This is a genomic window from Amycolatopsis lexingtonensis, assembly GCF_014873755.1.
GTDB lineage: Bacteria > Actinomycetota > Actinomycetes > Mycobacteriales > Pseudonocardiaceae > Amycolatopsis > Amycolatopsis lexingtonensis.
In genome coordinates this window covers 494,435-518,573 of record NZ_JADBEG010000001.1, presented here as the reverse complement: position 1 = coordinate 518,573, position 24,139 = coordinate 494,435, and the positions used below count along the sequence as shown (strand labels likewise).

The 24,139-nt window shown below is 72.5% G+C and carries 22 protein-coding genes and 2 pseudogenes; 19 read left to right on the top strand and 5 right to left on the bottom strand.

Annotated elements, in window-relative coordinates:
• Positions 1-96 precede the first annotated feature (96 nt).
• Together H4696_RS02440 and H4696_RS02435 are read left to right on the top strand one after the other, a co-directional pair.
• The gene (locus H4696_RS02440) at positions 97-306 is read left to right on the top strand and encodes a hypothetical protein (RefSeq protein ID WP_086865329.1); all 210 of its coding nucleotides are present in this window, start codon (positions 97-99) and stop codon (positions 304-306) included.
• Complete coding sequence (locus H4696_RS02435; protein ID WP_086865330.1) at positions 303-824, top strand: hypothetical protein; 522 nt, start codon at positions 303-305, stop codon at positions 822-824. The genes H4696_RS02440 and H4696_RS02435 overlap by 4 nt, the downstream gene beginning before the upstream one ends.
• Here H4696_RS02435 and H4696_RS02430 read toward each other — a convergent pair.
• Both H4696_RS02430 and H4696_RS02425 read right to left on the bottom strand, forming a co-directional pair.
• Complete coding sequence (locus H4696_RS02430) at positions 817-1,428, bottom strand: class I SAM-dependent methyltransferase (RefSeq protein ID WP_086865331.1); 612 nt, start codon at positions 1,426-1,428, stop codon at positions 817-819. The two genes, H4696_RS02435 and H4696_RS02430, sit on opposite strands and share 8 nt — an antisense overlap.
• Positions 1,429-1,451: 23 nt before the next feature.
• Positions 1,452-1,925, bottom strand: a complete 474-nt coding sequence (locus tag H4696_RS02425) for a carboxymuconolactone decarboxylase family protein (RefSeq protein ID WP_086865335.1) — start codon at positions 1,923-1,925, stop codon at positions 1,452-1,454.
• A gap of 135 nt (positions 1,926-2,060) precedes the next feature.
• On the opposite strand from H4696_RS02425, the pseudogene H4696_RS02420 reads away from it, so the two are divergent.
• Positions 2,061-2,940 (top strand): annotated as a pseudogene (locus tag H4696_RS02420) (RNA polymerase sigma-70 factor).
• 126 nt (positions 2,941-3,066) lie between these two features.
• Here the strand turns inward: H4696_RS02420 and H4696_RS02415 are convergent.
• The gene (locus H4696_RS02415) at positions 3,067-4,407 is read right to left on the bottom strand and encodes an MFS transporter (RefSeq protein ID WP_086856257.1); all 1,341 of its coding nucleotides are present in this window, start codon (positions 4,405-4,407) and stop codon (positions 3,067-3,069) included.
• Positions 4,408-4,507: 100 nt separating this feature from the next.
• Here H4696_RS02415 and H4696_RS02410 point away from each other — a divergent pair, with 100 nt between their 5' ends.
• The 7 genes from H4696_RS02410 to H4696_RS02380 are packed head-to-tail and all read left to right on the top strand — an operon-like array spanning position 4,508 to position 11,157.
• Complete coding sequence (locus H4696_RS02410; RefSeq protein WP_086856262.1) at positions 4,508-4,999, top strand: MarR family winged helix-turn-helix transcriptional regulator; 492 nt, start codon at positions 4,508-4,510, stop codon at positions 4,997-4,999.
• A gap of 52 nt (positions 5,000-5,051) precedes the next feature.
• Positions 5,052-5,981 carry a hydroxymethylglutaryl-CoA lyase gene (locus tag H4696_RS02405; RefSeq protein WP_086856258.1) on the top strand — a complete coding sequence of 310 codons (930 nt, stop codon included), beginning with the start codon at positions 5,052-5,054 and terminating at the stop codon, positions 5,979-5,981.
• Positions 5,978-6,697, top strand: coding sequence for an enoyl-CoA hydratase/isomerase family protein (locus H4696_RS02400; protein WP_086856259.1), 720 nt, complete (start codon positions 5,978-5,980; stop codon positions 6,695-6,697). The genes H4696_RS02405 and H4696_RS02400 overlap by 4 nt, the downstream gene beginning before the upstream one ends.
• Positions 6,694-7,878, top strand: a complete 1,185-nt coding sequence (locus H4696_RS02395; protein ID WP_086856260.1) for a CaiB/BaiF CoA transferase family protein — start codon at positions 6,694-6,696, stop codon at positions 7,876-7,878. Before H4696_RS02400 ends, H4696_RS02395 begins: the two co-directional genes overlap by 4 nt.
• The gene (locus H4696_RS02390) at positions 7,875-8,627 is read left to right on the top strand and encodes an enoyl-CoA hydratase/isomerase family protein (protein ID WP_086856261.1); all 753 of its coding nucleotides are present in this window, start codon (positions 7,875-7,877) and stop codon (positions 8,625-8,627) included. The genes H4696_RS02395 and H4696_RS02390 overlap by 4 nt, the downstream gene beginning before the upstream one ends.
• Positions 8,624-10,204, top strand: coding sequence for an AMP-binding protein (locus H4696_RS02385; protein WP_192782019.1), 1,581 nt, complete (start codon positions 8,624-8,626; stop codon positions 10,202-10,204). The genes H4696_RS02390 and H4696_RS02385 overlap by 4 nt, the downstream gene beginning before the upstream one ends.
• On the top strand, positions 10,201-11,157 hold the full coding sequence (locus H4696_RS02380; protein ID WP_086864919.1) for an NAD(P)H-dependent flavin oxidoreductase: 957 nt from the start codon (positions 10,201-10,203) through the stop codon (positions 11,155-11,157). The genes H4696_RS02385 and H4696_RS02380 overlap by 4 nt, the downstream gene beginning before the upstream one ends.
• A 3-nt stretch (positions 11,158-11,160) precedes the next feature.
• Here H4696_RS02380 and H4696_RS02375 read toward each other — a convergent pair whose 3' ends face one another.
• Positions 11,161-11,859: an alpha/beta fold hydrolase gene (locus H4696_RS02375; RefSeq protein ID WP_086864918.1), complete on the bottom strand. Its 699-nt coding sequence runs from the start codon at positions 11,857-11,859 to the stop codon at positions 11,161-11,163.
• A gap of 124 nt (positions 11,860-11,983) precedes the next feature.
• On the opposite strand from H4696_RS02375, the gene H4696_RS02370 reads away from it, so the two are divergent.
• The 3 genes from H4696_RS02370 to ligD all read left to right on the top strand — a co-directional run bounded on the left by H4696_RS02370 (position 11,984) and on the right by ligD (position 16,204).
• Positions 11,984-12,541: a TetR/AcrR family transcriptional regulator gene (locus H4696_RS02370; protein ID WP_086864917.1), complete on the top strand. Its 558-nt coding sequence runs from the start codon at positions 11,984-11,986 to the stop codon at positions 12,539-12,541.
• 82 nt (positions 12,542-12,623) lie between these two features.
• Entirely contained in the window at positions 12,624-14,180 is a 1,557-nt protein-coding gene (locus tag H4696_RS51105) for an FUSC family protein (protein ID WP_338078647.1), read from the top strand.
• A 44-nt stretch (positions 14,181-14,224) separates the two neighbouring features.
• A complete protein-coding gene (gene ligD / locus H4696_RS02360) occupies positions 14,225-16,204 on the top strand; it encodes a DNA ligase D (protein ID WP_086860248.1) in 1,980 nt (659 codons plus the stop codon).
• On the opposite strand, the gene H4696_RS02355 is transcribed toward ligD, so the two are convergent.
• The gene (locus H4696_RS02355; protein ID WP_086860246.1) at positions 16,201-17,076 is read right to left on the bottom strand and encodes a LysR family transcriptional regulator; all 876 of its coding nucleotides are present in this window, start codon (positions 17,074-17,076) and stop codon (positions 16,201-16,203) included. The genes ligD and H4696_RS02355 overlap by 4 nt on opposite strands.
• Before the next feature lie 77 nt (positions 17,077-17,153).
• Here H4696_RS02355 and H4696_RS02350 point away from each other — a divergent pair, with 77 nt between their 5' ends.
• The 6 genes and pseudogenes from H4696_RS02350 (at position 17,154) to H4696_RS02325 (ending at position 24,120) form a co-directional block, all read left to right on the top strand.
• Positions 17,154-17,552: a hypothetical protein gene (locus H4696_RS02350; protein WP_086860244.1), complete on the top strand. Its 399-nt coding sequence runs from the start codon at positions 17,154-17,156 to the stop codon at positions 17,550-17,552.
• Positions 17,545-19,077, top strand: a complete 1,533-nt coding sequence (locus H4696_RS02345; protein WP_086860242.1) for a multicopper oxidase family protein — start codon at positions 17,545-17,547, stop codon at positions 19,075-19,077. Before H4696_RS02350 ends, H4696_RS02345 begins: the two co-directional genes overlap by 8 nt.
• Positions 19,078-19,299: 222 nt before the next feature.
• A complete protein-coding gene (locus H4696_RS02340; protein ID WP_086860240.1) occupies positions 19,300-20,151 on the top strand; it encodes a geranyl diphosphate 2-C-methyltransferase in 852 nt (283 codons plus the stop codon).
• Between the two features lie 27 nt (positions 20,152-20,178).
• A complete protein-coding gene (locus H4696_RS02335) occupies positions 20,179-21,285 on the top strand; it encodes a family 2 encapsulin nanocompartment cargo protein terpene cyclase (protein WP_192782017.1) in 1,107 nt (368 codons plus the stop codon).
• 42 nt (positions 21,286-21,327) lie between these two features.
• Positions 21,328-22,732: pseudogene (locus H4696_RS02330) on the top strand (family 2B encapsulin nanocompartment shell protein).
• A gap of 2 nt (positions 22,733-22,734) precedes the next feature.
• Complete coding sequence (locus tag H4696_RS02325) at positions 22,735-24,120, top strand: family 2B encapsulin nanocompartment shell protein (protein WP_192782016.1); 1,386 nt, start codon at positions 22,735-22,737, stop codon at positions 24,118-24,120.
• Positions 24,121-24,139 lie beyond the last annotated feature (19 nt).

Genomic DNA, 24,139 nt, shown 5'->3' with positions numbered 1-24,139 from the left:
TGATGTGCCCACGAGCCCCGCCGAATCGGCCGGGGCTTTTTTTCTGCCCACTTTCCGCCGGGTCGCCCGGCGATTTCGTCGTGCCCGGAGGTCGCCATGCTGACGCTGCTCATCTACCTGTCACCGATGCTGCTGCTCATCGCGATCTTCGGTGTGGTGTCGATCGTGGCCCTGTGCCAGGCGCGGCCCGAAGACGTGCCGACGATCTTCACCGAGGCGACCCGAGTGTTCGGCAGGCTGAACAGCCGCCATGAGCTCCGGCCCGGAGGCGATACTGAAAACGACGAAGAGGAGGCCCAGCCATGACGCGCCGACGGGCGACCGTGGTCGATGGGAGCCACCGCCTCGCCGCGATCCTCGCCCTGGAGCAGCTCAAGTCCACCTTGGCCACATTGTCGGCAGCTCAAGCCGAGGTCGTCGTTCTGCGATACGGGCTGCGCGACAACATCCCGCGCTCGCGTGCCGAGACAGCGGCGGCCCTTTCCGTGCACGTGGCCGAGGTGCTCCGCCTCGAAGCAGCAGCCATCCGGAAACTGCGCCATCCGTCGCGCTCGGGCGTCCTTCGCGACTACCTCGACTCGGATCAAGCCGTCGTTCCGGACCGGGTGCGAGCCGGGATCATGGGCGGGACCGATGCCCCGGAACTCGGTCGATGCCCGCGCCACGGCTACTTCGAGCTGGCCGAGGGATCGATTCTCTGCTCGATGTGCCCCTGCCCGGTCACCCCGGCCCGATCGGCGACGTCCGACCTCGGCCGTCCCCGCCACTACTGCTCCAACGCCTGCCGCCAGGCGTCGTACCGGGCGCGCAAGACGCTCAGCTGACCTTGCGGGCCACCAGCCGCTCCACCAGTCCCAGCTTGAACCGCTCCCGCTCCTGCACCACCAGCCCCACCGCTTCCACGTGCTTCAGCGGCCGCCGCCGGAAGTGCTCGCCCGCCAGGGGCACGCTCGCCAGCTCCAGCAGCCGCTGCACCACCCGCACCGCCCACGACGTGGACACCACGTGGTCGGCCAGGATCAGCCGGCCGCCCGGGCGCAGGACCCGCGCCATCTCGGCCACCGCCGCCGCGGGGTCGGGGATCGCGCAGAGGCCGAACGTGCAGACCACCGTGTCGAAGGACGCGTCTTCGAACGGCAGCGCCTGGGCGTCGCCCTGGCGCAGCGTCACCGGGCGGGCCGGCTCGCGGGCACGGGCCACGTCGAGCATGCCCTCGCTGAGGTCGAGGCCGGTGAGCCGCACCCCGGCCGGGTAGCTCGGGAGGTTGAGGCCGGTGCCGACGGCGACCTCCAGCACGTCACCTTCGGCCCGGCCGCAGGCCCACTCCCGCGAGTCGCCGAAGAGGCGGCGGTCCCAGACGTCCATCTCCGCGTCGTACGTCGCCGACTTCCGGTCCCAGTACCGCCGCCACCGCTGCGTCTTCGCCATCCCCTCAGCGAAGCACGAACCCGTCAGCCGAACATACCGGGCTCGTACGAGCCGCCCTTCTGGTGCACGACCACGGCGAGCCGGTTGGCCGAGTTCATCTGCGCGACCAGGGCGATCAGCGCGGCCGTCCGGTCGTCGTCGTAGTGCTCGCGCACCCGGTCCCAGGTGTCGTCGGAGACGCCGGGGTGCGCGTCGGCGATCCGGGTGCCCTCCTCGGCCAGTGCCAGCGCCGCCCGCTCGGCCTCGGTGAACACGGTGGCTTCGCGCCACGCGGCGACCAGGTTGATCCGGACCGCCGGCTCGCCGGCGGCGGCCAGCTCCTTCGTGTGGATGTCGACGCACCAGCCGCAGCCGTTGATCTGGCTGACGCGCAGCGACACCAGCTCCTGGGTGATCTTCGGCAGCGGCGACTGGATGATCGCGAGGCTCGCGGTGCCGAACCGCTTGGCGAACTTGGCACCGATCTCGTTGCCGGTCAGGGTGAAACGGGGTTCCATGATCTCGTCCTTCCGTCGGAACCGGACGACCAGGAGATGCCGGACCACCCCCGCCCCGTGACAGTGACGACCGTCACGGTCACAGCGCGGCCGCGCCGAGCATCTGGTGGGAAAGCGGACGAAAGGAGGAGCCCGATGGCCGACGCCGCCACCGAGGCGTTCCTCGCCCACCGAAAACCTGCTGTTCACCGTCGCCTACCAGTTGCTGGGTTCGGCGGCCGACGCCGAAGACGTGCTGCAGGAGACGTGGCTGCGCTGGGCGGGCGTGGACCTGGCCGAAGTGCGTGACCAGCGCGCCTACCTGGTGCGCGTCACCACCCGCCAGGCCCTGATGCGGCTGCGGGCGTACGCCCGCCGCAAGGAGTCCTACGTCGGCCCGTGGCTGCCGGAGCCGCTGCTGACCGCGCCCGACGTCGCCGAAGACGTCGAGCTCGCCGACAGCGTCTCGATGGCGATGCTGCTGGTCCTGGAGACGCTGACGCCGGCCGAGCGCGCGGTGTTCGTGCTGCGCGAGGTGTTCGGTCTCGGCTACGAGGAGATCGCCGAAGCCGTCGGCAAGACCCCGCCCGCGGTCCGCCAGATCGCGCACCGCGCCCGCTCGCACGTCGCCGCCCGCCGGCCGCGCGGCCGGGTCTCCCCCACGACGTCCCGCGACGCGCTCGAAGCGTTCCGGCACGCGGTCGAAACCGGCGACCTCCGGCAGCTGCTGCAGATCCTGGCCCCGGACGTGGTGTTCCTCGGCGACGGCGGCGGCGTCGTCCAGGCCCTGCCGGCCCCGGTGACCGGGTCGGCCGCGGTGGCCCGCCTGCTCACGGCGGGGATCGGCAACTTCGCGACCGGAACCCTCACCGCGGCGCAGGTCAACGGCCACCCGGCCCTGATCCTGCGCCGGGACGGCGAGGTCGACACGGTGCTCGCGCTCCGCGTGGACGACGGCCTCGTGACGGGGCTGTACGCGGTGCGGAACCCGGCGAAGCTGTCGCGTCTGGACGAAGAGACCCCGCTTCGCCGCTGAGTCACCGCGTCCGGCCCACGCGCCCCAAGGCGGCCTTGGTTGCGTCCGGCGCACCCAAGGTGGCCTTCGGTGCGTCTGACGCACCGAAGGCCACCTTGGGGCGCTCGGGGGCCGGGCCGGGAGCCGCTACCGGTGCTGCTCCTTGAGGTCCGCGGCCTTCACCCCGACCACCAGTACCCCGACCGCGACCAGCACGATCCCCGCGCTGATCACCAAGCCCAGCGACAGGCTCCCGGTCGCCGACTGGATGAAACCCAGCAGGGACGGCGAAGCGGCCGCCGCGAAGGAACCCATCGACGTCACCACCGCGATGCCCGTCGCCGCCGCGCGGTCGGTCAGGTAGATCGACGGGATCGAGTAGAACACCGTCAACCCCGAGTAGTGGGCCGCCGCCATCACCGCGAGCAGGATGACCACCACCAGGACGCTGCCGCCGGAGAACGCGAGCGCCAGCATCGCCGCCGCGGCCACCAGCCAGCTCACCGCCGCGTGCCAGCGGCGCTCCAGGGTGCGGTCGGAGTGGCGGCCGACCAGGAGCATCACGGCGATGCCGAGCAGCGGCGGGATCGCCGAGAAGAAGCCGAGGTTCAGCACGTCGCCGACACCGGCTTCGGCGATGATCCGCGGTGTCCAGTACGAGACGGCGTTCGCCAGCGTGTAGGCCCCGCAGGCGCACAGCCCGAGGATCCAGACCTTCGGGTCGCGCAACGCCGAGAGCATGCCGCCGCGGTGGGACGGCGAATCGCCTTTCGCGGTCCGTTCGGCCGCCAGGTCGGTCTCCACGAGCGCCTTCTGCGCCGGCGTCAGCCACTTCGCCTGCTCCGGCCCGTCGGCGAGGAAGAACGCGACCGCGACGGCGAGCAGGATCGGCGGGATCCCCTCGATGAGGAACAGCCACTGCCAGTCGGCCAGCCCGGCGACGCCGCCGAGCGCGTGCATGATCCAGCCCGACACCAGCGAGCCGAGCACCCCGGAAACCGGGACGCCGATGAAGAACACCGCGGTCATCCGCGTCCGGCGCGCGGACGGGAACCACCGCGACAGCAGGTAGAGCGCGCCCGGGAAGAAGCCCGCTTCGGCCACGCCGAGCAGGAACCGCGCGATGTAGAACGTCAGCTCGTCCTGGACGAACAGGGTCGCGATCGTGACCACGCCCCAGGTGGCCATGATCCGGACCAGCGTCTTGCGTGCGCCGATTCTGGCCAGCAGCGCGTTGCTGGGAACCTCGAAGAGGATGAACCCGACGAAGAACAGCGTGACGCCGAGGCCGTAGACGGCCGAGCCGAAGCCGAGGTCGCGCTTGAGGCCCTGCTGCGCGATGCCGATGTTCGTCCGGTCGATGAAGCTGACCACGTAGCAGACCACGAGCAGCGGCATGACCCGCAGGGCGATGGTCCGGTAGGTCGACGCGCGTTCGGCGTCACCCACCGCGGGTGGCCGTCCGGTGACGGCGGGCTGTTCGGCCATCGCTACTCGACTCCTTCGTCAGGCGGGGCGTGCGGCAGCAGTGTCGGCATCCAGTGTTGAGTTTGTCAACACTTGATCGGCAACGGCTACGATGACCGGCATGGCGGAACGCGTGGACGGCCGAGACCTCGTGCCCATTTCGGGACTGCTCTCCTACCGGCTCTCCCGCACGTCGTCGGCGATGTCGCGCAGCGCCGCGCTGCGCTACCGGCGGGAGTTCGACGTCAGTCTCGGCGAATGGCGGGCGATTTCGCTCATCGCCGCCGACCCCACCCTCACCCTCAACCGGCTGGCCCGCCGCGCCGGGCTCGACAAAGCGCAGATGAGCCGAGTGGTCAGCCGCCTGACCGAGCGCGGCCTGGTGGACCGGACGGCCGGCTCGGGCCGCACCTCGCAGCTGGCCCTGACCACCGAGGGCACCCGCGTCTACCGCGGCCTGATCGCCGCGGCCAACGAGCGCGACGCCGAGTTCCTCGCCGCGCTGACCCCCGAAGAGGCGGCGACGCTGAGCTGCGCGCTCGACAAGCTGGCCGACCTGGCGCTGGCCGTCGAGGAGCGTGAGCGCGCCCACCCCGGCGACGCGCCCTGTTGACTTTATCAACACGGCCGCGTAGATCTGGAGCCACCGAACGAAAGGTGGCCCGATGTCCGACGCCGTCACGCTCTGCGAGTGCTTCGCCCGCGACGGGCTGCAGCACGAGCCGGAGTTCGTGCCGACCGCGACGAAGGTCGCGCTGCTCGATTCCTTCGCGGACGCGGGGTTCCGGCGCATCGAGGCGACCAGCTACAGCCACCCCGGGCGGGTGCCCGGCTTTTCCGACGCCTCCGACGTCCTCGCGGCCATCCGGCGCCGCCCCGGCGTCGGGTTCAAGGCGACCTGCCCCAACCCGCGCGCGGTGCGGCGAGCGCTGGCCGACCTCGACGCCGGGCACGGCGCCGACGAGCTGAGCCTGCTGGTCTCGGCCAGCGAAAGCCACACCGAGCGCAACCTGCGCACGTCGAGAGCCGGGCAGTGGGAGCGCGTCACCGAAATGGTCGAGCTGGCCGGCGGCCGGTTCAAGCTGGTCGGCGTGGTCTCGGTGGCCTTCGGCTGCCCGTTCGAGGGCGCGGTCGACCCCGGCCGCGTCGCCGACGACGTCGCCCGGTTCGCCGACCTCGGCGCCGACCTCGTCACCCTGGGCGACACGACCGGCGTCGCCACCCCGCCGTCGGTCCGCGCGCTCTTCAAGCACTTGGCCCCGAGCGTGCCGGTGGTCGCGCACTTCCACAACACCCGCGGCACCGGCATCGCCAACGCCGTCGCGGCCCTCGACGCCGGCTGCCGGAACTTCGACACCGCGATGGGCGGCGTCGGCGGCCACCCGTCGGCGATCTCCTACGGCGCCGGGCTGACCGGCAACGTCTGCACCGAGGACCTGGTCAGCCTCTTCGACGCGATGGGCGTCGAGACCGGCATCGACCTCGACCAGCTCGCGAAGGCGTCCGCCGCCTGCGAAGCAGCCCTCGGCCGCCCGCTGCACAGCATGGTGGCCCGCGCGGGCTTCACCCCCACCCCGAACCAGGAGAACCCGTGACCGTCATCGCCGAGGACCACGGCGCCGTCCGCGTCCTGACGCTGAACCGGCCCGAGAAGCTCAACGCCCTCGACACGGCCCTCACGCGCTCGCTCAGCGAAGCCTTCACCGCGGCTAACGCCGACCGGGACATCCGCGCGCTCGTCCTCACCGGTGCCGGCCGCGGCTTCTGCGCGGGCGCCGACCTCGGCGAGTTCTCGGAGCTGACGCCCGAGCACGCCGACGCCGTCCTGGAACGCGCCGCGCTCACCGCCAAGCTGCAGGTGCAGGCGCGGCAGCTGCGGATCCCGGTGGTCGCCGCCGTGCGCGGTGCGGCCGTCGGCGGCGGCGCGGGCCTGGCGATCGGCGCGGACATGGTCGTGGCCGGCACCGACCTCAAGTTCGGTTACCCCGAGCTCAAGCATTCGATCGTCCCGGCGCTGGTGATGACCGGGCTCGTCCACCACCTCGGCCGCAAGCTCGCGTTCGAACTGGTCAGCACCGGGCGCCTGCTCACCGCAACCGAGGCCTTCGAGCACGGCCTGGTCAACCAGGTCGTCGCGCCGGACGAAATCCTGCCTGCCGCGCTGGCGGTCGCCGAGCACTGGGCGAAGGTCGAACCGCGGGCGATCGCGGCCGCGAAGGACCTCTTCTACCGCGTCGCGGACCTGCCGGCCGACGCCGCCATGCGCGCCGGGCAGGACGTCAACGCGCTGATGCGGGGGTTCCGCGCATGACCGGCCCGCTGTCCGGGATCACCGTCCTCGACTTCTCCCGCGTCCTCGCCGCTCCCCTGGCGACGCAGATCCTCGCCGAGCTGGGCGCGACCGTCGTCAAGGTCGAGCGCCCGGGCTCCGGCGACGAGACCCGCGGCTTCGAACCGCGCCTGCCGCACGGCGAGAGCGCGTACTTCTTCGCCTTCAACCGGGGCAAGAAGTCCGTGACGCTCGACCTCAAGGACCCGCGCGGCCAGGCCGTCGCACGAAAGCTGGCCGGGCAGGCCGACGTCGTCGTCGAGAACTTCCTGCCCGGCGCGATGGACCGGATGGGCCTCGGGTACGCGGACCTGGCGCGGCCGGACCTGGTCTACGTGTCCGCGACCGGGTTCGGGCAGACCGGCCCGGACCGCGACCGCAAGGGCTACGACACCGTCTTCCAGGCGCTGTCCGGCGTGATGGCGATGACCGGCGAGCCGGACGGGCCGCCGTCGAAGACCGGGATCCCGGTGGCGGACCTGACTTCCGGGCTCTGGGTGGTCATCGCCGTCCTTTCCGGACTGGCCGGGCGCGCGGCGACCGGGCTGGGGCGCCACCTGGACGTGTCCATGATGGACGTCCAGTTGAGCCTGCACGCGCTCAACGCGGCCCGCCTGTTCGCGCTCGGCGAGGACCCGGTGCGAACCGGCACCGAGCACCCGGGCCGCGTGCCGTCGGCGGCGTTCCAGGCCGGGGACGGGGAATGGCTGCACATCAGCGGCAGCGACCAGCACTGGGGTCCACTGTGCACGGTCCTCGGGCTCGGCGACCTGGCCGCGGATCCCGCGCTGCGCGCCAATTCCGGCCGCGTCGAGCAGCGCTCCCGCGTCATGAAGGCGCTGCGCGGCGCGATCGCCCGGCACGACCGGGACGCGCTCGTGAAGGAGCTGCGCGCGGCCGACGTCCCGGCGGGCGCGGTCCGCTCGGTGCGGGAAGCGCTCGCGGATCCGCACGCCGTCGCCCGAGGCGTCGTCGGCGAGTTCACCCACCCGGCGGAGGGGACGTTCCCGGCGCTGCGGACGCCCCTGCGCGAGACCGGCGGCGCGCCGTTGCCGGTGGGCACCCCGCCCCGGCTCGGCGCCGACACCGACGACGTCCTGGCCGGGCTGGGGCTCGGCCCGGCCGACATCGAGGGCCTGCGGGCCGCGGGGGTGATCCGGTGACGGAGCGCGTACAGGTGAGCGTGACCGACGGGATCGCCCGCGTCGAGCTGACCCGGCCCGAGGCTCGCAACGCCGTGGACCTGCCGATGTGCCACGAGTTGCGGGAGGCCTTCGAGTCGCTGGACGACGACGTCCGGGTGGTGCTGCTGAGCGGGCGCGGGCCGGTGTTCTGCGCGGGCGCCGACCTCAAGGAGCGCACCGGCAAGGACGCCGCGTGGGTGCGCCGCCGCCGGGTCGCCTCCTTCGCCGCGTACGCCGCCATCGAGCAGTGCCGGGTGCCGGTCGTCGCGCTGGTCCAGGGCGCGGTCGTCGGCTCCGGCGGCGAGATCACCCTCGCCGCGGACTTCGCGCTGGCCGCTTCGGGGACGGTCTTCCGCTTCCCCGAGCCGCACTGGGGTACCGTCGGCGCGACCCAGCGCCTGCAGCGCGCCATCGGCAAGCGCCGGGCCAAGGAGCTGCTGTTCACCAACCGCGCGCTCGGCGCCGAAGAGGCCGCCGACCTGGGCGTCGTCACCCGCGTCGTCCCGGCGGACGCCCTCGCCGCGGCCGGCGACGAAACCGCCGCGAGCATCGCGAAGGCGCCGCCGCTGGCCATTTCGCTCACCAAGCGCGCGGTCGACCTCGGCTCGGAAACCGACCTGGACCGCGGGATCCGGATCGAACTGGCCGCGATCGAACAGTGCCTCGCCGACGGCGGCTGGCGTGACGGCGTCGCCCGCTTCACCGCCGGGAACGGAGAACCGCGATGACCGACCTGCGCACCGCCTGCCCGCTCACCACGCACGAGGTCCTCGCGCGCGCGGCCCTGCTCGCGCCGGACGTCGAAGCCGTCGTCACCGACTCCGAGCGGATCACCTACGGCGAGCTGGCCGGCCGGGTCTCGCGGATCCGCGCCGGGCTCGCCGCCGCCGGGATCGGCCGGGGCGACCGCGTCGGCCTCTGCCTCGGCAACGGGCCGGACTGGGTGGCGCTGTTCCTGGCGATCGGGGCGGCGGGCGCGGTCGCCGTGCCGGTCAACACCCGGTTCACCGCCGGCGAAGTCCGCTACACCCTCGAGCACGCCCGGGTCCGGACGCTGTTCGTGGCGTCCCGGGTGCTCAACGTCGACTTCGCCGCGATGCTGCGGGAGATCGGCGTCGAGTCCCTGCCCGCGCTGGAGTCGGTGGTCGTGCTCGGCGACGACGTGCCGTCGTTCGCTGCTTCGTGGGCGGACTTCCTGGCCGCCGGTTCGGAGGTGCCGCCGGCCGCCGGTACGCCCGACGACGTCCTGCTGGTGCAGTACACGTCCGGGACGACGTCGCGACCCAAGGGCGTCCTGCTCACCCACCGCGGCATGTGCGCGGACGCGTTCTTCTCCGGCGCGCGGATGGGCCTGCGCCCCGGCGACCGGTTCCACTCCGCGCGGCCGTTCTTCCACGTCGCCGGCAGCACGCTGTCGGTGCTGGCGTCGATCCAGCACGCCACGACGCTGGTGACGATGCCGAAGTTCGAGCCCGAAGAAGCGTTGCGGCTGCTGGAAACCGAGCGCTGCACGCACTTCTCCGGCAACGACACCATCGCGCTGCTCCTGCTCAACCACCCTTCCCTGGCACAGCGCCGGCTGTGCCTGCGCGGTGCCTGGGTGGCGGCGTCGCCGACGGTGATCCGGCGGGTCATCGACGAGCTGGGCGCACGCGAATGCGTTGCGGGGTATGGGCTTTCGGAAGCTTCGCCGAATGTCGCGCAGTCGGCCTGGTGGGAGCCGGAAGAGCTCCGCGCGTCCGGCGCGATGGCCGTCGAACCCGGCGTCGAGGTGCGGATCCGCGCCTTCGACGGCGACCGGGACTGCGCGCCCGGCGAGCCCGGCGCGGTGCTGGTGCGCGGCTGGAACGTGATGCTCGGCTACCTCGACGACCCGGTGAAGACGGCCGAGACGATCGACGCCGACGGCTGGCTCGCCACCGGGGACGTCGGGCTGCTCGACGAGACCGGGCGGTTCCACTTCACCGGCCGCACCAAGGACATCATCCGCGTCGGTGGCGAGAACGTGGCCCCGGCCGACATCGAGGACACCCTGCACCGGCACCCGATGGTGCGGCAGGCGGCCGTCGTCGGCGTGCCGGACGCGCGGCTGGTCGAGGTGCCGTTCGCGTTCGTCGTGCTGACCGGTCCCGGCGTCTCCGAGGAGGAGCTGCTCGGCTGGGCCCGCGCGCGGCTGGCGGGGTTCAAGGTGCCAAGGCACCTGCGGATCGTCGAGGGCTTCGAGGGGATCGGGATGACCGCGAGCTCGAAGGTGCAGAAGAACCGGCTCGCCGCGCACGCGCGTTCCCTGCTGGAGCGAGCGTGACGCGCATCGCGACGCCGGTGACCCGGCTGCTGGGCGTCGACCTGCCGATCGTGCAGGCGGGGATGTCGTGGGCGTCGTCGAGTTCGGCGCTGCCGCTGGCGGTGTCGAACGCGGGCGGGCTCGGCGTGGTCGCGGCAGGCCCGATGCGGCTGCCCGACCTGGACCGGGTGCTGACCGAGGTGGCCGCGGGCACGTCCCGGCCGTGGGCGGTCAACCTGCCGCTGTACCGCGCGGGCGTGGACGAGGTGATCGAGCTGGTGCTGCGGCACCGGCCGCCGGTGCTGATCGCGTCCCAGGGCGGGCCGCGGCGGTACCTGGAGCGGTTCCACGCGATCGGGACGCGCTGTCTGCACGTCGTGGCCGGGGTTTCGCACGCACTGAAGGCGGCCGACGCGGGGGTCGACGGCCTGGTCGTGGTCGGTGCCGAGGCTGGCGGCCACCCACCGCCCGCGATGGTCACGACGTCCGTGCTGGTGCGGGCGGTGGCCCGGGCGGTCGACCTGCCGGTGGTCGCTTCCGGCGGGATCGCGGACGGCGCCGGGCTGGCCGCGGTGCTCGCCCTCGGCGCGGGCGCGGCCCAGTTCGGCACGCGGTTCCTGGCCAGCGCGGAGGCCTCGGTGCACCCCGCGTACAAGGAGGCGGTGGTCACGGCCGGGGTGGACGGCACCCGCACGGTGGGTCACGGCCTGGGCGTGATCCGCGCCCTGGACAACGACTTCACCGCGCGGATGCGGGCCCTGGAGGAGTCCGGCGCCGAAGAAGCGCTGCGGCGCAAGACTTTCCAGGCTGCCACGCTGCTCGATGCGGCGCTGCACGGCGACGTCGCCGAGGGGAAGCTCGAGGCGGGCCAGTCGGCCGGGCTGGTCGACGCGGTGCTGCCCGCCGCCGAGATCGTGGCCCGGATCGTGCGGGAGTACCGGACGGCGCGCGCCGGACTCCCGCCGATCACCTGAGCGTCACTCGGCGGCGGCCGCCAGGATCACCTCGGCGACGACGCCGGGCTGGGACACCGCGACGGCGTGCGAAGCGTCGATCCGCCGGACGGTCGACTTCGCGCGCTCGGCCATGAACTCCTGGGCGGCGGCCGGGATGGCGTTGTCCTGGTTGGCGATCAGCGTCCACGAAGGCAGCTTCGACCAGGCCGGGGTGCCCTCGAACGGCGCGGCGAGCGCCTGCTGCGCGACGGCCCGCTGGGTGACCGCGAGGACGGCGGCGGTCTCGGCGGGGACGTCGCCGGCGAAGACCTCGGCGAAGTCTTCCGGCTTGATCGACAGCTCGGGGTTGCCGTCGTGCACCAGGACGTTGGTGGTCTCCGGGCCGAGCTTGGCACCCGGGTAGCGGCCGGACAGCTCGAAGACGCTCTCCCCCGCGTCCGGCTGGAACGCGGCGATGTAGACCAGGGCGCGGACGTTCGGCGTCTCGGTGGCGGCGCGGGTGATCAGGGCGCCGCCGTAGGAGTGGCCGGCCAGGACGACGGGGCCTTCGACGCCGTTGACGACGTCCGCGACGTAGGCGGCGTCGGACTCCAGGCCGCGCAGCGGGTTCGCCACCGCGACGACCGGATAGCCGTTCTCCTGCAGCTTCGACACGACTCCGGTCCAGCTGGACGAGTCGGCGAACGCGCCGTGGACCAGGACGATGGTGGGCTTGCTCATGGCGGGCTCCTTGAGAGAGAACGATCAGTCTTTCTGCCCTACGAACTTTGCCCTGGTTCGCGACGCGGCGCAATGTGACGAAGCCGATCTGGCAGAACGACCAGTCTTTCTCTATGCTGGCGGGATGACGACTGCCTCGGTGCACCCGAAGGACCGGTTGCTCGCGACCGCGTCCCGGCTGTTCTACGCGGAGGGCATCCACGCGGTGGGCGTGGAACGCCTGGTCTCGGAGGCGTCGGTGACGCGGGCGACGTTCTACCGGCACTACCCGACGAAGGACGACCTGGTCGCGGCCTACCTGACGGCGACGAGCCACCAGATCCGCGCGGCGGTCGACGCGGCCCGCGCGGGCAAACCCCCACGCGAGGCACTGGCGGCGGCCCTGTCGGTGGTGGGCGACGCGACGTGCGGCGAGGACTTCCGGGGCTGCCAGTTCCTCAACGCGGCCGCGGAGTACCCGGACCCGGAGTCCCAGGTCCGCCGGGTGATCGACGACCACCGGCAGTGGTTCTTCGAGGTCTTGCGCGGCGAGGCGGCGGCGTTGGGTCACCCGGAACCGAGCCACGCGGCCCGCGTCTTGGTGTTGCTTCGGGACGGCGCTTTGCACGGCGGGGAGCTGGACGACGCGGAAACGGTGCGGGCCACGCTGCGCCGGGCGGTGGAGGAGTTCTTCCCCGCCTGAGCTGAAGGGGACGTTCAGCTCAGGCGGCGCGCGTGTTCCTTCCCACCCCACCGCCGCCGGGATGCCGTGCTGGAATGGGGCCGTGCCACCCGAACAGCCGGACCCGCTCCCCCGGATCGCCCGCCCCCGGTCGCTGCTGTTCGCCCTCCCCGCCGCGGGACGGCGCTGGAGTGCCGGGCTCCGGGCAGCCGCCGCGGTGGCTCTCCCCGGTGGGGCCACCGTCCTCACCGGACACGCGGACATCGCGCTTTTCGTCACCTTCGGCGCCTTCGCCGTCCTCTACGGCGAAGGCCGCCCCTACCGCGTACGCGCGCGGGTCGTCCTCACCGCCGCGGTCGCCCTCGTGCTCGCCGCGGCGCTGGGCGCGATAGCCGGAAAGGCCGGCGGTGAAGCGGCCGTCATCGTCGTGGTCACCTTCGTCGCCGTCCTGGCCGTCTACGCCGTCGACGCGCTTCGGCTCGGTCCGCCCGGCGCGCTGTTCTTCGCGCTCGTCTGCGGCGGCGCGACCGTCGCCACGGAGGCCGGCGCCGATCCCGTGGCCATCATCGCCTGCACTGCGCTGGGCGGCCTAACCTCGGCGGCCGTTTCGATGGCCGGGATCCTCGCCGACAAAACCAAGCCGGAACGCGCCGCCGTCCGGCGGGCCGTCGCCGCCGTCGAAGCCGCGGGCGACCGGCCCACCGCGGAAGCGCGGCACGCCGCCGGCTCGAGCATTTCCGCGGCCTGGAACGCCGTCCACGACGCCGGGCTCGACGCCGGCTCCGAACTCGCGACCACGCTGATCGCCGCCCACCGGCGGTTCGCCGACGCCGCGGGCGACCGGGACGAAACCACCCTCCCGCTCCCCCGGCCCGGGGTGGGCTACCGGCTGCGCCGCTCGGCGACCCTCCGCTCGCACGCCATGGTGACGGCGGTCCGCGTCGGCGTCACCTGCGCCGCCGCCGGGAGCCTGAGCGCGGGCCTCGGCCTCGCCCGCCCGCACTGGGCGATCCTCAGCGCGCTCGTCGTCCTGCAGCAGGGCACCGACCGGGTCCGCGGCAACGTCCGGGGCCTGCAGCGGTTCGCCGGGACCGCCGTCGGGCTCGGGGTGTTCGCCGCGGTGTCCGCGCTGTCGCCCGCCGGGCTCGCGCTGGTCGCGACGATCGCGGTGCTGCAGTTCTGCATCGAGCTGTTCGTGCCGCGCAACTACGCGGTCGCCGTCGTCTTCATCACGCCGGTCGCGCTGCTCGCCGGCGGCGCCGCGGCGAGCGGGCCGGTCGGGCCGGTGCTGCGCGACCGGCTCGTCGAGACCGTGCTGGGCGTCGCGCTCGCCGTCCTCGCGCAGTACCTCCTCGCCCCGCACGCGCACCGCGCGACGTTCCGCTGGACCGAAGCCCGCATCCGCGCCGCCGCCCGCACGGTGCTGGCGACGCCGGACCGGGCGGCGCGGCGGGACCTGCAGTTCGAGCTCGAAGGCGCCACCCGCGCCGCGGTCGACTCCGCGCACAACGACGTCCGCTGGACGCGGGAGCACTGGCCGGCCCACGCCGCGCTCGTCCACCTCGGCTACGACCTCCTCGCCGCGTGCTGGGCCGGGGGTGCCGACCCCGCGCGATGGGCACCCGCGTTCCGGTCACCTGCGCAAACCCGGCAAAACTAGGCCGAACGGGTTACCTTGGCTTCGGAAGGTGACGGAGGTCCGGCATGGCGGCAGACGAGGAGACCCGCGCCCCGGCCTGGGTCGAGCCGATGCTCGCCAAGGCCGACGGCGGACGGCTGCGCAGCGGCCCCGAGTGGGCCTACGAGTACAAACTGGACGGCTACCGCGCGGCCATGCGGATCGCCCCGGACGGCACCACCATCCTCACCAGCCGCAACAACATCGACTTCACCGCCGAGTTCGCCGAGCTCGACGGCGTCCTCGCTCCGGCGCTCGACGGCCAAGCCGCCTACCTGGACGGCGAGATCGTCGTCTATGGCGAGGACGGCCGGATCGACTTCGAGCTGATGCAGGAACGCCGCGGCCGATGGGTCCGGCACCAGAGCGGGCCGAAGGGCCGTGAGTTCTCCGACGTGCCGGTCCGGTTCCTGGCCTTCGACCTGCTCCGGCTCGGCGACCGCGACCTGCTCGCCACGCCGTACGACGAACGTCGCGCCCTGCTGGCGAGCCTGCCGATGCCCGACCCGTACCGCGTCTCGGTGGTTCGCGCGGTCACCTTCGCCGAGCTCGCCGCCGACCGCCGCACGCCGGCCGACTTCCTTGCCCACGCCGCGTCGGCCGGGTACGAGGGGGTCGTCGCGAAGCTGCGCAGCTCCGCCTACGTGCCCGGGCAGCGGCCGGACTCCTGGCTCAAGCACCCGCTGATCCGGACCCAGGAGGTCATCGTCTGCGGCTGGCGGCCCGGCCAGCGCAGCTTCACCGGCACCCTCGGCGGGCTGCTGCTCGGCGCGCATGACCCCGAGACCGGCGCCCTCGTTTACATCGGCGACGTCGGCACCGGCTTCAGCCAGGCCGCCCGCGCCGACCTGAAGGCGCAGCTCGAACCCCTGGAGCGCCGCACGCACCCGTTCGTGACGGCGCCGCCGCGCGAGGACACCGTCCGCGCCCGCTGGGTGGAGCCGCGCCTGGTCGGCGAGGTCGTGTACCGGCAGTTCACCCGCGCCGGCCGCGTCCGCCACACCGCCTGGCGCGGCCTGCGCGCCGACAAGGACCCGGCCGACGTCATCGCCCCGCGCGCGGTCCCCCAGGAAAACCCGGCCCCGCCGCCGCCCGAGCCACCGGGCAAGCGGATCACCGTCCAGGCCGGCGACCGGCGGCTCACGCTGTCCAATTTGGACAAGGTGCTCTACCCCGCGGACGGCTTCACCAAGGGCGAGGTGATCAACTACTACTCGCGCGTCGCGCCGGTGCTGCTGCCACACCTGGCCGGCCGCCCGGTGACGTTCATCCGCTACCCGGACGGCGTCGACGGTGAGAAGTGGTTCGGGAAGAACGTCCCGAACGGCGCCCCGTCCTGGCTGCGCACGGCCCGGCTGCCGAGCACCGGCTCACGCGGCAGCGGCGACACCATCGACTACCCGCTGCTGGACGACCTCCCGGGCCTGGTGTGGGCGGCCAACATCGCCGCGCTCGAACTCCACGTTCCGCAGTGGACAGTGGACGGCGGCGCGCGAGGGGTGCCCGACCGGCTGGTGTTCGACCTCGACCCCGGCCCGGGAACGTCCATCGTGGACTGTTGCCGGGTGGCCGAGCGGCTGCACGACGTCCTGGTCGCCGACGGGCTCACGCCGTACGCGAAAACGTCCGGCTCCAAGGGGATGCAGCTCTACTGCGGCATCGCGACCGGCGACCCGGCGGCGCCGTCCGCCTACGCGAAACGGCTCGCCCAGCGGCTCGCGAAGGAGACGCCGGAGACGGTGACCGCGGTGATGGCGAAGGCGCAGCGGGCGGGGCGCGTGTTCATCGACTGGAGCCAGAACAACCCGGCGAAGACGACGGTGGCGCCGTATTCACTGCGCGGCCGCGACCACCCGACGGTCTCCACCCCGGTGACGTGGGACGAAGTCCGCGCGTGCCGGCACGTCAGCCACCTGACGTTCACCGCCGACGACGTCCTCGACCGCGTCGCCGAGCACGGCGACCTCCTCGCCGGGCTGGCCACCGAGCGCGCGCCGCTGCCTTAGGCGTTCCACTCCCATTCGGTCAGGGCAGTCCGCATCAGCCGGGCCGCGGCCGGGAGGCGGCTGCCCGCGGCCCAGCACAGGGTGATCGTGCGGCGGCAGTCGGGGCTGTCCACCGGGATCCACGCGACCGGCACCTGCGCGGCGACGCGCCGGGCCATCGCCGGGTTGAGGCCGATGCCCAGTCCGGCGCTGATGAGTTCCTGGATGGCGCCGGGTTCGTCGCCTTCGAAGACGATCTTCGGCGTCAGGTCGCGCGCGGCGAAGAGCCGGTCGAGCAGGCGGCGGTGCCAGTGCCCGCGGCGCGCGGTGATGAACTGCTCGTCCGCGAGGTCTTCGACGCGAACCGAGGCGCGCCCGGCCAGGCGGTGCCCGACGGGCGTGGCCACCCACACCGGCTCGTCGAGCAGCTCGACCCCGGCCAGCCCGTCGGCCAGGATCGGTTGCGACGCAACGCAAAGGTCGATCTCCTTGGCCCGCAAGGCCCGGGCCATGTCGTCGGCCGGCAGCTGGTGCAGCACGACCTCGACCGCCGGGTGGGCCCGCTTGAACGCCGCGAGCGAGCCGGTCAGGGTGAGGAACGACTCCGACGCCAGCCGCACGGTTCCGTAGCCCTCGCCCGTCGTCTCCGCGACCGCGCGGCGGCCCGCGTCGAGCTCCCCCAGCGAGCGCTCGACGTAACCGCGGAAGAGCTTCCCGGCGTCGTTCAGCCGGAGCCGGCCGGCCCGGTCGAACAGCGGCGTGCCGAGCTCGGCTTCCAGGCGCGCGATCGTGCGGCTCAGCGAGGGCTGGGCGATCCGCAGCTCTTCGGCGGCGCGGCTGAGGTGCTCCAGCCGGGCGACCACGAGGAACTGCCGCAGCGTGCCCAGGTCCACGTCATGCCTCCCACGTCATAACGGCATAGCGATATTGATCTTAGACACGATAGCCCAGCAGACATAGCGTCGATTCCGTGGACAGCACAAGGAAAACGCGGCCCGCCGGCTGGGTGCTGCGCGCCGTCGCGGCCGGGCACGTCGTCGCGATCGCCGGCCAGCCGGTGTTCGCCGGGGTGTACCTCAGCGGCGACTACGACGCCCTGCGCCTGCACGCGACCGGCGCGGACGTCGTGACGTCGCTCGCCTACCTGCAGGTCGTCGTCGCGCTCGTGGTGTGGGCCCGGCTGCGGCGGGCGTGGCCGTTCTTCGCCACGACGGCGGTGGCGGGCGCCGAGACGGTCCAGTACTTCGCCGGGCTGGACGGCGCGCTGTGGCTGCACCTCCCGCTCGGCGTGCTGACCGTCGCGGCGCTCGTCGTGCTGGTCGCCGCCGTGTGGCGCCGGCCCCTGACGCGGGCGGCCGCCGATGCGTGAGCCGACCCGGCGCCAGGTCCTCGGGGCGTTCGGCCTGCTGGCCGCGACCGGCCTCGCCACCGCGGCCGGCCTGGCCCGGCGCCCGCCGGTCACCGGCGCCGAACTCCGCAGCGCCGTCCCGCTGCCGCCGCCGTACACCGTGCCGCTGCCCGTGCCCGCCGTCCTGAAGCCGGTCGCGCCGGGCCGCTACGAGATCACCCAGCGCGTCGCGGAACTCGAGGTCCTGCCCGGGATCCGGACGCCGATGTGGACCTACGACGGCACGTTCCCCGGCCCGACGATCGAATCGCGCCGCGGCCGGCCGGTGACCGTGACCCACCGCAACGAGCTGCCGGTGCCGACCGTGGTGCACCTGCACGGCGGGCGCACCCCGGCGGCGTCCGACGGCTACCCGACCGACCTCGTGCTGCCGCCGGGGTGGGTGGACCACCACGCCATGCCCGACCCGCGGGCGGTGCGCAGCCAAGGGACGCGCGACTACACGTTCCCGCTCGACCAGCGCCCGGCGCTGCTCTGGTACCACGACCACCGGATGGACTTCACCGCGCCGGCGCTCTGGCGCGGCCTGGCCGGGCTCCACATCGTCCGCGACGACGCCGAAGAAGCACTCGGCCTGCCCTCGGGACCCCGCGAGCTGCCGCTGGTGCTCACCGACCGCGCGTTCGCCGCGGACGGCACGCTCGACTACCCGTCGGTCGACGCGACGCTGCGGAACCGGCCGGGCGTCCGGGAAAGCTTCCTGGGCGGCGTGCTCGGCGACGTCATCCTGGTCAACGGCGCGCCGTGGCCGGTGCACGAAGCCGACACGGCCCGGTACCGGCTGCGCCTGCTCAACGCGTCGAACGCCCGGCACTACGAACTCGAAGCCGTCACCGACGACGGACGCCGGCTGCCGCTCGTGCAGGTCGGCGCGGACCAGGGCCTGCTCGCCGCGCCGGTCACCCACTTTTCGCTGCCCATCGCGCCCGCCGAGCGCTACGACGTGGTCGTCGACTTCGCGGGCGTGCCGGTGGGCGGCCGCGTCCGGCTGCTCAACAAGCTGGGCGCCGGGCGGACCGCCGAAGTGATGGCGTTCCGGATCGCGCGCCGCGTGGCCGACGACAGCCGGGTCCCGCCGGTGCTGTCGGCGGACCTGCCGTCGTGGGGCCCGCCGGTGCGCGTGCGCGAGTTTTCCTTCAGCGCCGGGCAGCAACCCGGCGGGCACGGCTGGGTGATCGGCGGGCGGGCGTTCGACCCGGCCCGCACCGACGTCACGGTCCGGCTCGGCGACGTCGAGGTGTGGCGGCTGGTCGCGGACGTCCACCACCCGGTGCACCTGCACCTCGCCGCGTTCCGGGTACTCTCCCGCGGCGGGCGGCCGCCGCTGCCGCACGACGGCGGCCTCAAGGACACGATCGCGCTCCGGCCGGGTGAAGCGGCCGAGATCGTCACCCGGTTCGACGGCTACCGCGGGCGGTACCTCTTCCACTGCCACAACGCCGAACACGAAGACATGGGGATGATGGCCAACCTCGAAGTCGTCTGACACCCACGGTCACGTGCCGTCCCTCTGACGGGGAGCGCGGGGTCCCGATCGAATGCCGGTTCCGGAGACCGTGCCACCCCGCGCAGGGGCGCCGCTGGGCCAGACGGGCAACGCCCGCGCGGCGCGAGTGAAGCTCCTTGTCCCCGCGAAACTCCCGGCACTAGCGTCGATCCCGAGGGGACGATTCCTTGTCCCCCAAGGAATCGACCGAGGAGTTACTCGATGACCGCTATCGACCAGCCCGTGGCCCGCACCGCTTACCAGCAGTCGGTCGCCGACTACTGGAACGCGGAAAAGGACCCGGTGAACCTCCGGCTGGGCGACGTCGACGGTCTGTACCACCACCACTACGGGCTCGGCGACTACGACCCGGCCGTCCTCGAAACGCCCGAGGCGACGCGCGACGAAGCCATCATCGCGGAGATGCACCGGCTCGAGACCGCGCAGGCCGAAGTCCTGCTCGACCACCTGGGCCCGATCGCGCCGTCGGACCGGCTGCTGGACGCCGGCTGCGGCCGCGGCGGCACGAGCGTCATGGCCCACCTGCGCTTCGGCTGCCAGGTCGACGGGATCTCCATCTCCGAGCAACAGGTCGGGTTCGCCAACCAGCACGTGCGAGACCGCGGGATCGACGGCTCGGTGCGCTACCACCTGCGCAACATGCTCGACACCGGCTTCGAAACCGGGGCGTTCCAAGGCATCTGGAACAACGAGAGCACGATGTACGTGGACCTGCACGACCTCTTCGCCGAACACGCGCGGCAGCTCAAGCCCGGCGGGCGGTACGTGACCATCACCGGGTGCTACAACGACGTCACCGGCGGCCGGTCGCGGGCGGTGAGCCAGATCGACCAGCACTACATCTGCAACATCCACGCCCGCGGCGACTACTTCAAGGCGTTGTCCGCCAACGGATTCGTGCCGATCAACGTCGTCGACCTGACCGCGGCGACGATCCCCTACTGGGAGCTGCGGGCGCAGTCGTCGGTCGCGACCGGGATCGAGGACCCGTTCCTGACGGCCTACCGCGAAGGCAGCTTCCACTACCTGCTCATCGCCGCCGACCGCGTCTGAGCCGGGCCGGTGCCCAAGGAGACCACCATGACCGTGTGTCCACAGTGGACTACCGGCGACGCCGGCGGGCTGCTGACCGGACCGTTCGGCCTCGGGACGTCGGCGGCGCGGATCGCGACGCAGTTCGCGCCGGCGCCCGGGCAGGACCCGGCGTACGCGTACCTGCCGTGGGGTGACGGCAGCGCGTCCCCGCTGTACTGCCCAGTGGTGGGCCGCGTCGACGACGCGCTCGCGGCGGAGGTCGACCGGCGGCTGGTCGCGTGGGCCGACGACTGCGGGTTCACCGGCAAAGGCCTGGAGCAGATCGCCGGCGCGGGGTTCGGCAGGCTGGTGATGCTCGCGCACAGCGACTGCGACGACCCGGACCGGCTGCTCGTCGCGGCGCAGCTGAACGCGGTCTGGTGGGCGGCGGACGACTACTACGCCGACGACAGCGAACTGGGTGCGTCGCCCACCGAACTGCCCCCGCGGCTGGCGCTCGTGATGGCGGCGATGGACCCGGTCGCGCCGGCCGGGGAATTCACGGCGCCGCTGGAGGAAGCGCTGCGCGCGGACCCGATCCTCGTCGGGCTGAACTCGGCGATCGACCACCTGGGCCGGCACGGTTCGCCGGTGCTGGTGCAGCGGGTCTGCTACTCGACGTTCGCGATGTTCGTCAGCTGGGACGCCTACGCGGCGTGGCGCCACACCGGGCGCTACCCACCGGCGTGGGAGTACCTGGCGGCGCGCCAGCACGACAGCTTCTACACGTCGATGACCCTCGTCGACGCCGTCGGCGGCTACGAGCTGGCGGCGCCGTTCTACTACGACCCGCGCGTGCGCGAGGCGATGATGCGCGCCGGGACGGCGTCGGTGCTGGTCAACGACCTCCATTCGGTGGCCAAGGACGCCGCCGACGAGAAACCGGTCTGCAACATGGTCCTGCAGATCGCCGCGGACCGGGGCTGCCCGGTCGAGGAGGCGGTCGAGGCCACCGTCGCCCTGCACAACCAGATCGTCCACGAGTTCGAGGACGGCCACCGCGAGCTGCTGGCCGTGCCGTCCCCGGAGCTGCAGCGCTTCCTCGTGGGGGTCCGTTCCTGGATGGGTGGCGGCTTCACCTGGCACGCCACGAATCCCCGTTACCAATCCTGAACCAATCCTGACAACCTCGAACCGATTGGGTGGTTTTTCGTTGTGACTGTCACCGACCCGGTGGAATCCGAGCAGGCACCCCTGAGCCTGGGCCGGGCCGCCGCCCGCACACTGGCGACGACAACCAAGTCCGTCCCCCAGATGCAAGGCATCTCCACCCGCTGGCTGCTCAAAGCCCTCCCCTGGGTCGACGTCGCCGCCGGCTCCTACCGCGTCAACCGCCGCCTCTCCTACTCCGTCGGCGACGGCCGCGTCACCTTCACCACCACCGGCGCCCAAGTCCGCGTCATCCCACCCGAACTCGGCGAACTCGCCCCCCCTACGCGGCTACGACAACGAAGACGTCCTCACCGAACTCGCCGGCCGGTTCACCCAGCAGCACTACGACCCCGGCGACGCCCTCGTCGAATTCGGCTCCCCCGCCGACCAGGTCTTCCTCATCGCCCACGGCAAAATCACCAAAACCGGCACCGGCGCCTACGGCGACCACACCGTCCTGGGCACCCTCGCCGACGGCGACCACTTCGGCGAAACCACCCTCACCCACACCGACGGCATCTGGGAATTCACCGCCAAAGCCGTCACCGCCTGCACCGTCCTCACCCTCCCCCGCGCCGCCTTCGACGACGTCCTCACCCGCGCCGAAACCCTGCAAGCCCACCTGCAGGCCTACCGGGCACGGGGGTCGGCGGCCAGCAACGACCACGGCGAAGCCGAAATCTCCCTCGCCTCCGGCCACGACGGCGAACCCCACCTGCCCGGCACCTTCGTCGACTACGACACCCAACCCCGCGAATACGAACTCTCCGTCGCCCAAACCGTCCTGCGCGTGCACTCCCGCGTCGCGGACCTCTACAACCAGCCGATGAACCAGATCGAACAACAACTCCGCCTCACCGTCGAAGCCCTCCGCGAACGCCAAGAGCACGAGCTGGTCAACAACACCGACTTCGGGCTGCTGCACAACGCCGACTTCGCCCAGCGCATCCCCACCCGCACCGGCCCACCCACCCCCGACGACCTCGACGAACTGCTCACCCTGGTCTGGAAAGACCCCGGGTTCTTCCTCGCCCACCCCGCCACCATCGCCGCGTTCGGCCGCGAATGCACCAAAGCCGGCATCTACCCCGCCTCCGTCGACCTGGGCGGGCACCAGGTCCCCGCCTGGCGCGGGGTCCCGATCCTGCCCTGCAACAAGATCCCGGTCTCGGACACCCGTACCAGCTCGATCATGCTGATGCGCACCGGGGAGCAGGCCCAGGGTGTGGTCGGGCTGCACCAGACCGGGTTGCCGGATGAGTACCAGCCGGGGCTGAACGTGCGGTTCATGGGCATCAGCGAGCAGGCCATCATCTCCTACCTGGTCTCGGCCTACTACTCCGCCGCGGTGCTGGTCCCGGACGCGCTGGCGGTGCTGGAAAGCGTCGAACTCGGCCGGGAGAGCTGACCGTGACCCTCACCGACGAACCGTCGGTGCAGCTGTCCCTCGGGGTTGCCGCGGCGCGGACCCTGGCCACCACCACCAAAACCCGCCCGCAGATGCGGAGCATCACCCCCCGCTGGCTGCTCTCGCAGCTGCCGTGGGTCGAGGTTCCCGCGGGGAGTTACCGTGTCAACCGGCGCCTGACCTACACCCTCGGTGACGGGAAACTCTCCTTCTACACCACCGGCACCCGCGTCCACGTCGTGCCCGCCGAACTCACCGAACTCGCCCTCCTGCGCCACTTCAGCGACGAGGCCGCGTTGGGGGCGCTGGCGGAGGCGTTCGAGCAACGCGAATACGACCCCGGCGCGACCCTGTTCACCGAGGGCAGCCCGCTGGACATGGTGGTGCTGATCGCGCACGGGAAAGTCACCCGTCACCGCACCGGCCCCTACGGCGACGAGGCCGTCCTGTCCACCGCCACCGACGGCGACCACCTCGGCGCCGACCTCCTCACCCGTGACGACGCCACCTGGGACTTCACCGCCCGCGCCGCCACCCGCGTCATCGCACTGGTGTTGCCCGCAGCGGTGTATGCGCGGCTCAACGGGCGGCTGGAATCGTTGCGCACCCACGTCGCCGAAGCAGCTACCCGGCCGCGGAAGCCGCAGAACACCAAAGGCGAAGCCAGCATCGACCTGACCGCCGGGCACGACGGGGAACCGCTGCTGGCCGGGACCTACGTCGACTACGACCCCGCACCCAGGGAGTACGAGCTAGCGGTCGCGCAGACCGTGCTGCATGTCCACAACCGGGTCACCGACCTCTACAACCAGCCGCACAACCAGCTCGAGCAACAACTTCGGCTGACGGTGGAAGCGTTGCGGGAACGCCAGGAACACGACCTGATCAACAACACCGACTTCGGGCTCCTGCACAACGCCGGACTCAAACACCGACTCACCACCCGCAGCGGCCCACCGACACCGTTGGACATGGACGATCTGCTGTGCCGGCGGCGGAAAACCAAGTTCTTCCTCGCCCATCCGCGGGCGATCGCCGCGTTCGGCCGGGCCTGCACCGCCCACCGGGTCTACCCGGACACCGCCGTGCTGGACGGGAAACGGGTGAACGCCTGGCGCGGGGTGCCGATCCTGCCCTGCGACAAGATTCCCGTCACCGACACCGGAACCACGTCGATCCTCGCGATGCGCACCGGGGAAGACGACGCCGGCGTGATCGGGTTGCGGCCCAAGGAACTCCCCGACCAGCACCAGCCCGGGTTGAACGTGCGGCTGATGGGGACCGGCGACCGTGCCGTGACCTCCTACCTCGTCTCCGCCTACCACTCCGCCGCCGTGCTCGTCCCCGACGCGCTCGGCGTGCTCGACGACGTGGAAGTCGGGCGCTGAAACTTTCGAAATCCGCACC

What these genes read in the sequence shown, in the direction of transcription:
- H4696_RS02440 (WP_086865329.1), top strand. Translation starts at nt 97, where the DNA reads ATGCTGACGCTGCTCATCTACCTGTCACCGATGCTGCTGCTCATCGCG.
- H4696_RS02435 (WP_086865330.1), top strand. Translation starts at nt 303, where the DNA reads ATGACGCGCCGACGGGCGACCGTGGTCGATGGGAGCCACCGCCTCGCC.
- H4696_RS02430 (WP_086865331.1), bottom strand. Translation starts at nt 1,428, where the DNA reads ATGGCGAAGACGCAGCGGTGGCGGCGGTACTGGGACCGGAAGTCGGCG.
- H4696_RS02425 (WP_086865335.1), bottom strand. Translation starts at nt 1,925, where the DNA reads ATGGAACCCCGTTTCACCCTGACCGGCAACGAGATCGGTGCCAAGTTC.
- H4696_RS02415 (WP_086856257.1), bottom strand. Translation starts at nt 4,407, where the DNA reads ATGGCCGAACAGCCCGCCGTCACCGGACGGCCACCCGCGGTGGGTGAC.
- H4696_RS02410 (WP_086856262.1), top strand. Translation starts at nt 4,508, where the DNA reads ATGGCGGAACGCGTGGACGGCCGAGACCTCGTGCCCATTTCGGGACTG.
- H4696_RS02405 (WP_086856258.1), top strand. Translation starts at nt 5,052, where the DNA reads ATGTCCGACGCCGTCACGCTCTGCGAGTGCTTCGCCCGCGACGGGCTG.
- H4696_RS02395 (WP_086856260.1), top strand. Translation starts at nt 6,694, where the DNA reads ATGACCGGCCCGCTGTCCGGGATCACCGTCCTCGACTTCTCCCGCGTC.
- H4696_RS02385 (WP_192782019.1), top strand. Translation starts at nt 8,624, where the DNA reads ATGACCGACCTGCGCACCGCCTGCCCGCTCACCACGCACGAGGTCCTC.
- H4696_RS02375 (WP_086864918.1), bottom strand. Translation starts at nt 11,859, where the DNA reads ATGAGCAAGCCCACCATCGTCCTGGTCCACGGCGCGTTCGCCGACTCG.
- H4696_RS02370 (WP_086864917.1), top strand. Translation starts at nt 11,984, where the DNA reads ATGACGACTGCCTCGGTGCACCCGAAGGACCGGTTGCTCGCGACCGCG.
- ligD (WP_086860248.1), top strand. Translation starts at nt 14,225, where the DNA reads ATGGCGGCAGACGAGGAGACCCGCGCCCCGGCCTGGGTCGAGCCGATG.
- H4696_RS02345 (WP_086860242.1), top strand. Translation starts at nt 17,545, where the DNA reads ATGCGTGAGCCGACCCGGCGCCAGGTCCTCGGGGCGTTCGGCCTGCTG.
- H4696_RS02340 (WP_086860240.1), top strand. Translation starts at nt 19,300, where the DNA reads ATGACCGCTATCGACCAGCCCGTGGCCCGCACCGCTTACCAGCAGTCG.
- H4696_RS02335 (WP_192782017.1), top strand. Translation starts at nt 20,179, where the DNA reads ATGACCGTGTGTCCACAGTGGACTACCGGCGACGCCGGCGGGCTGCTG.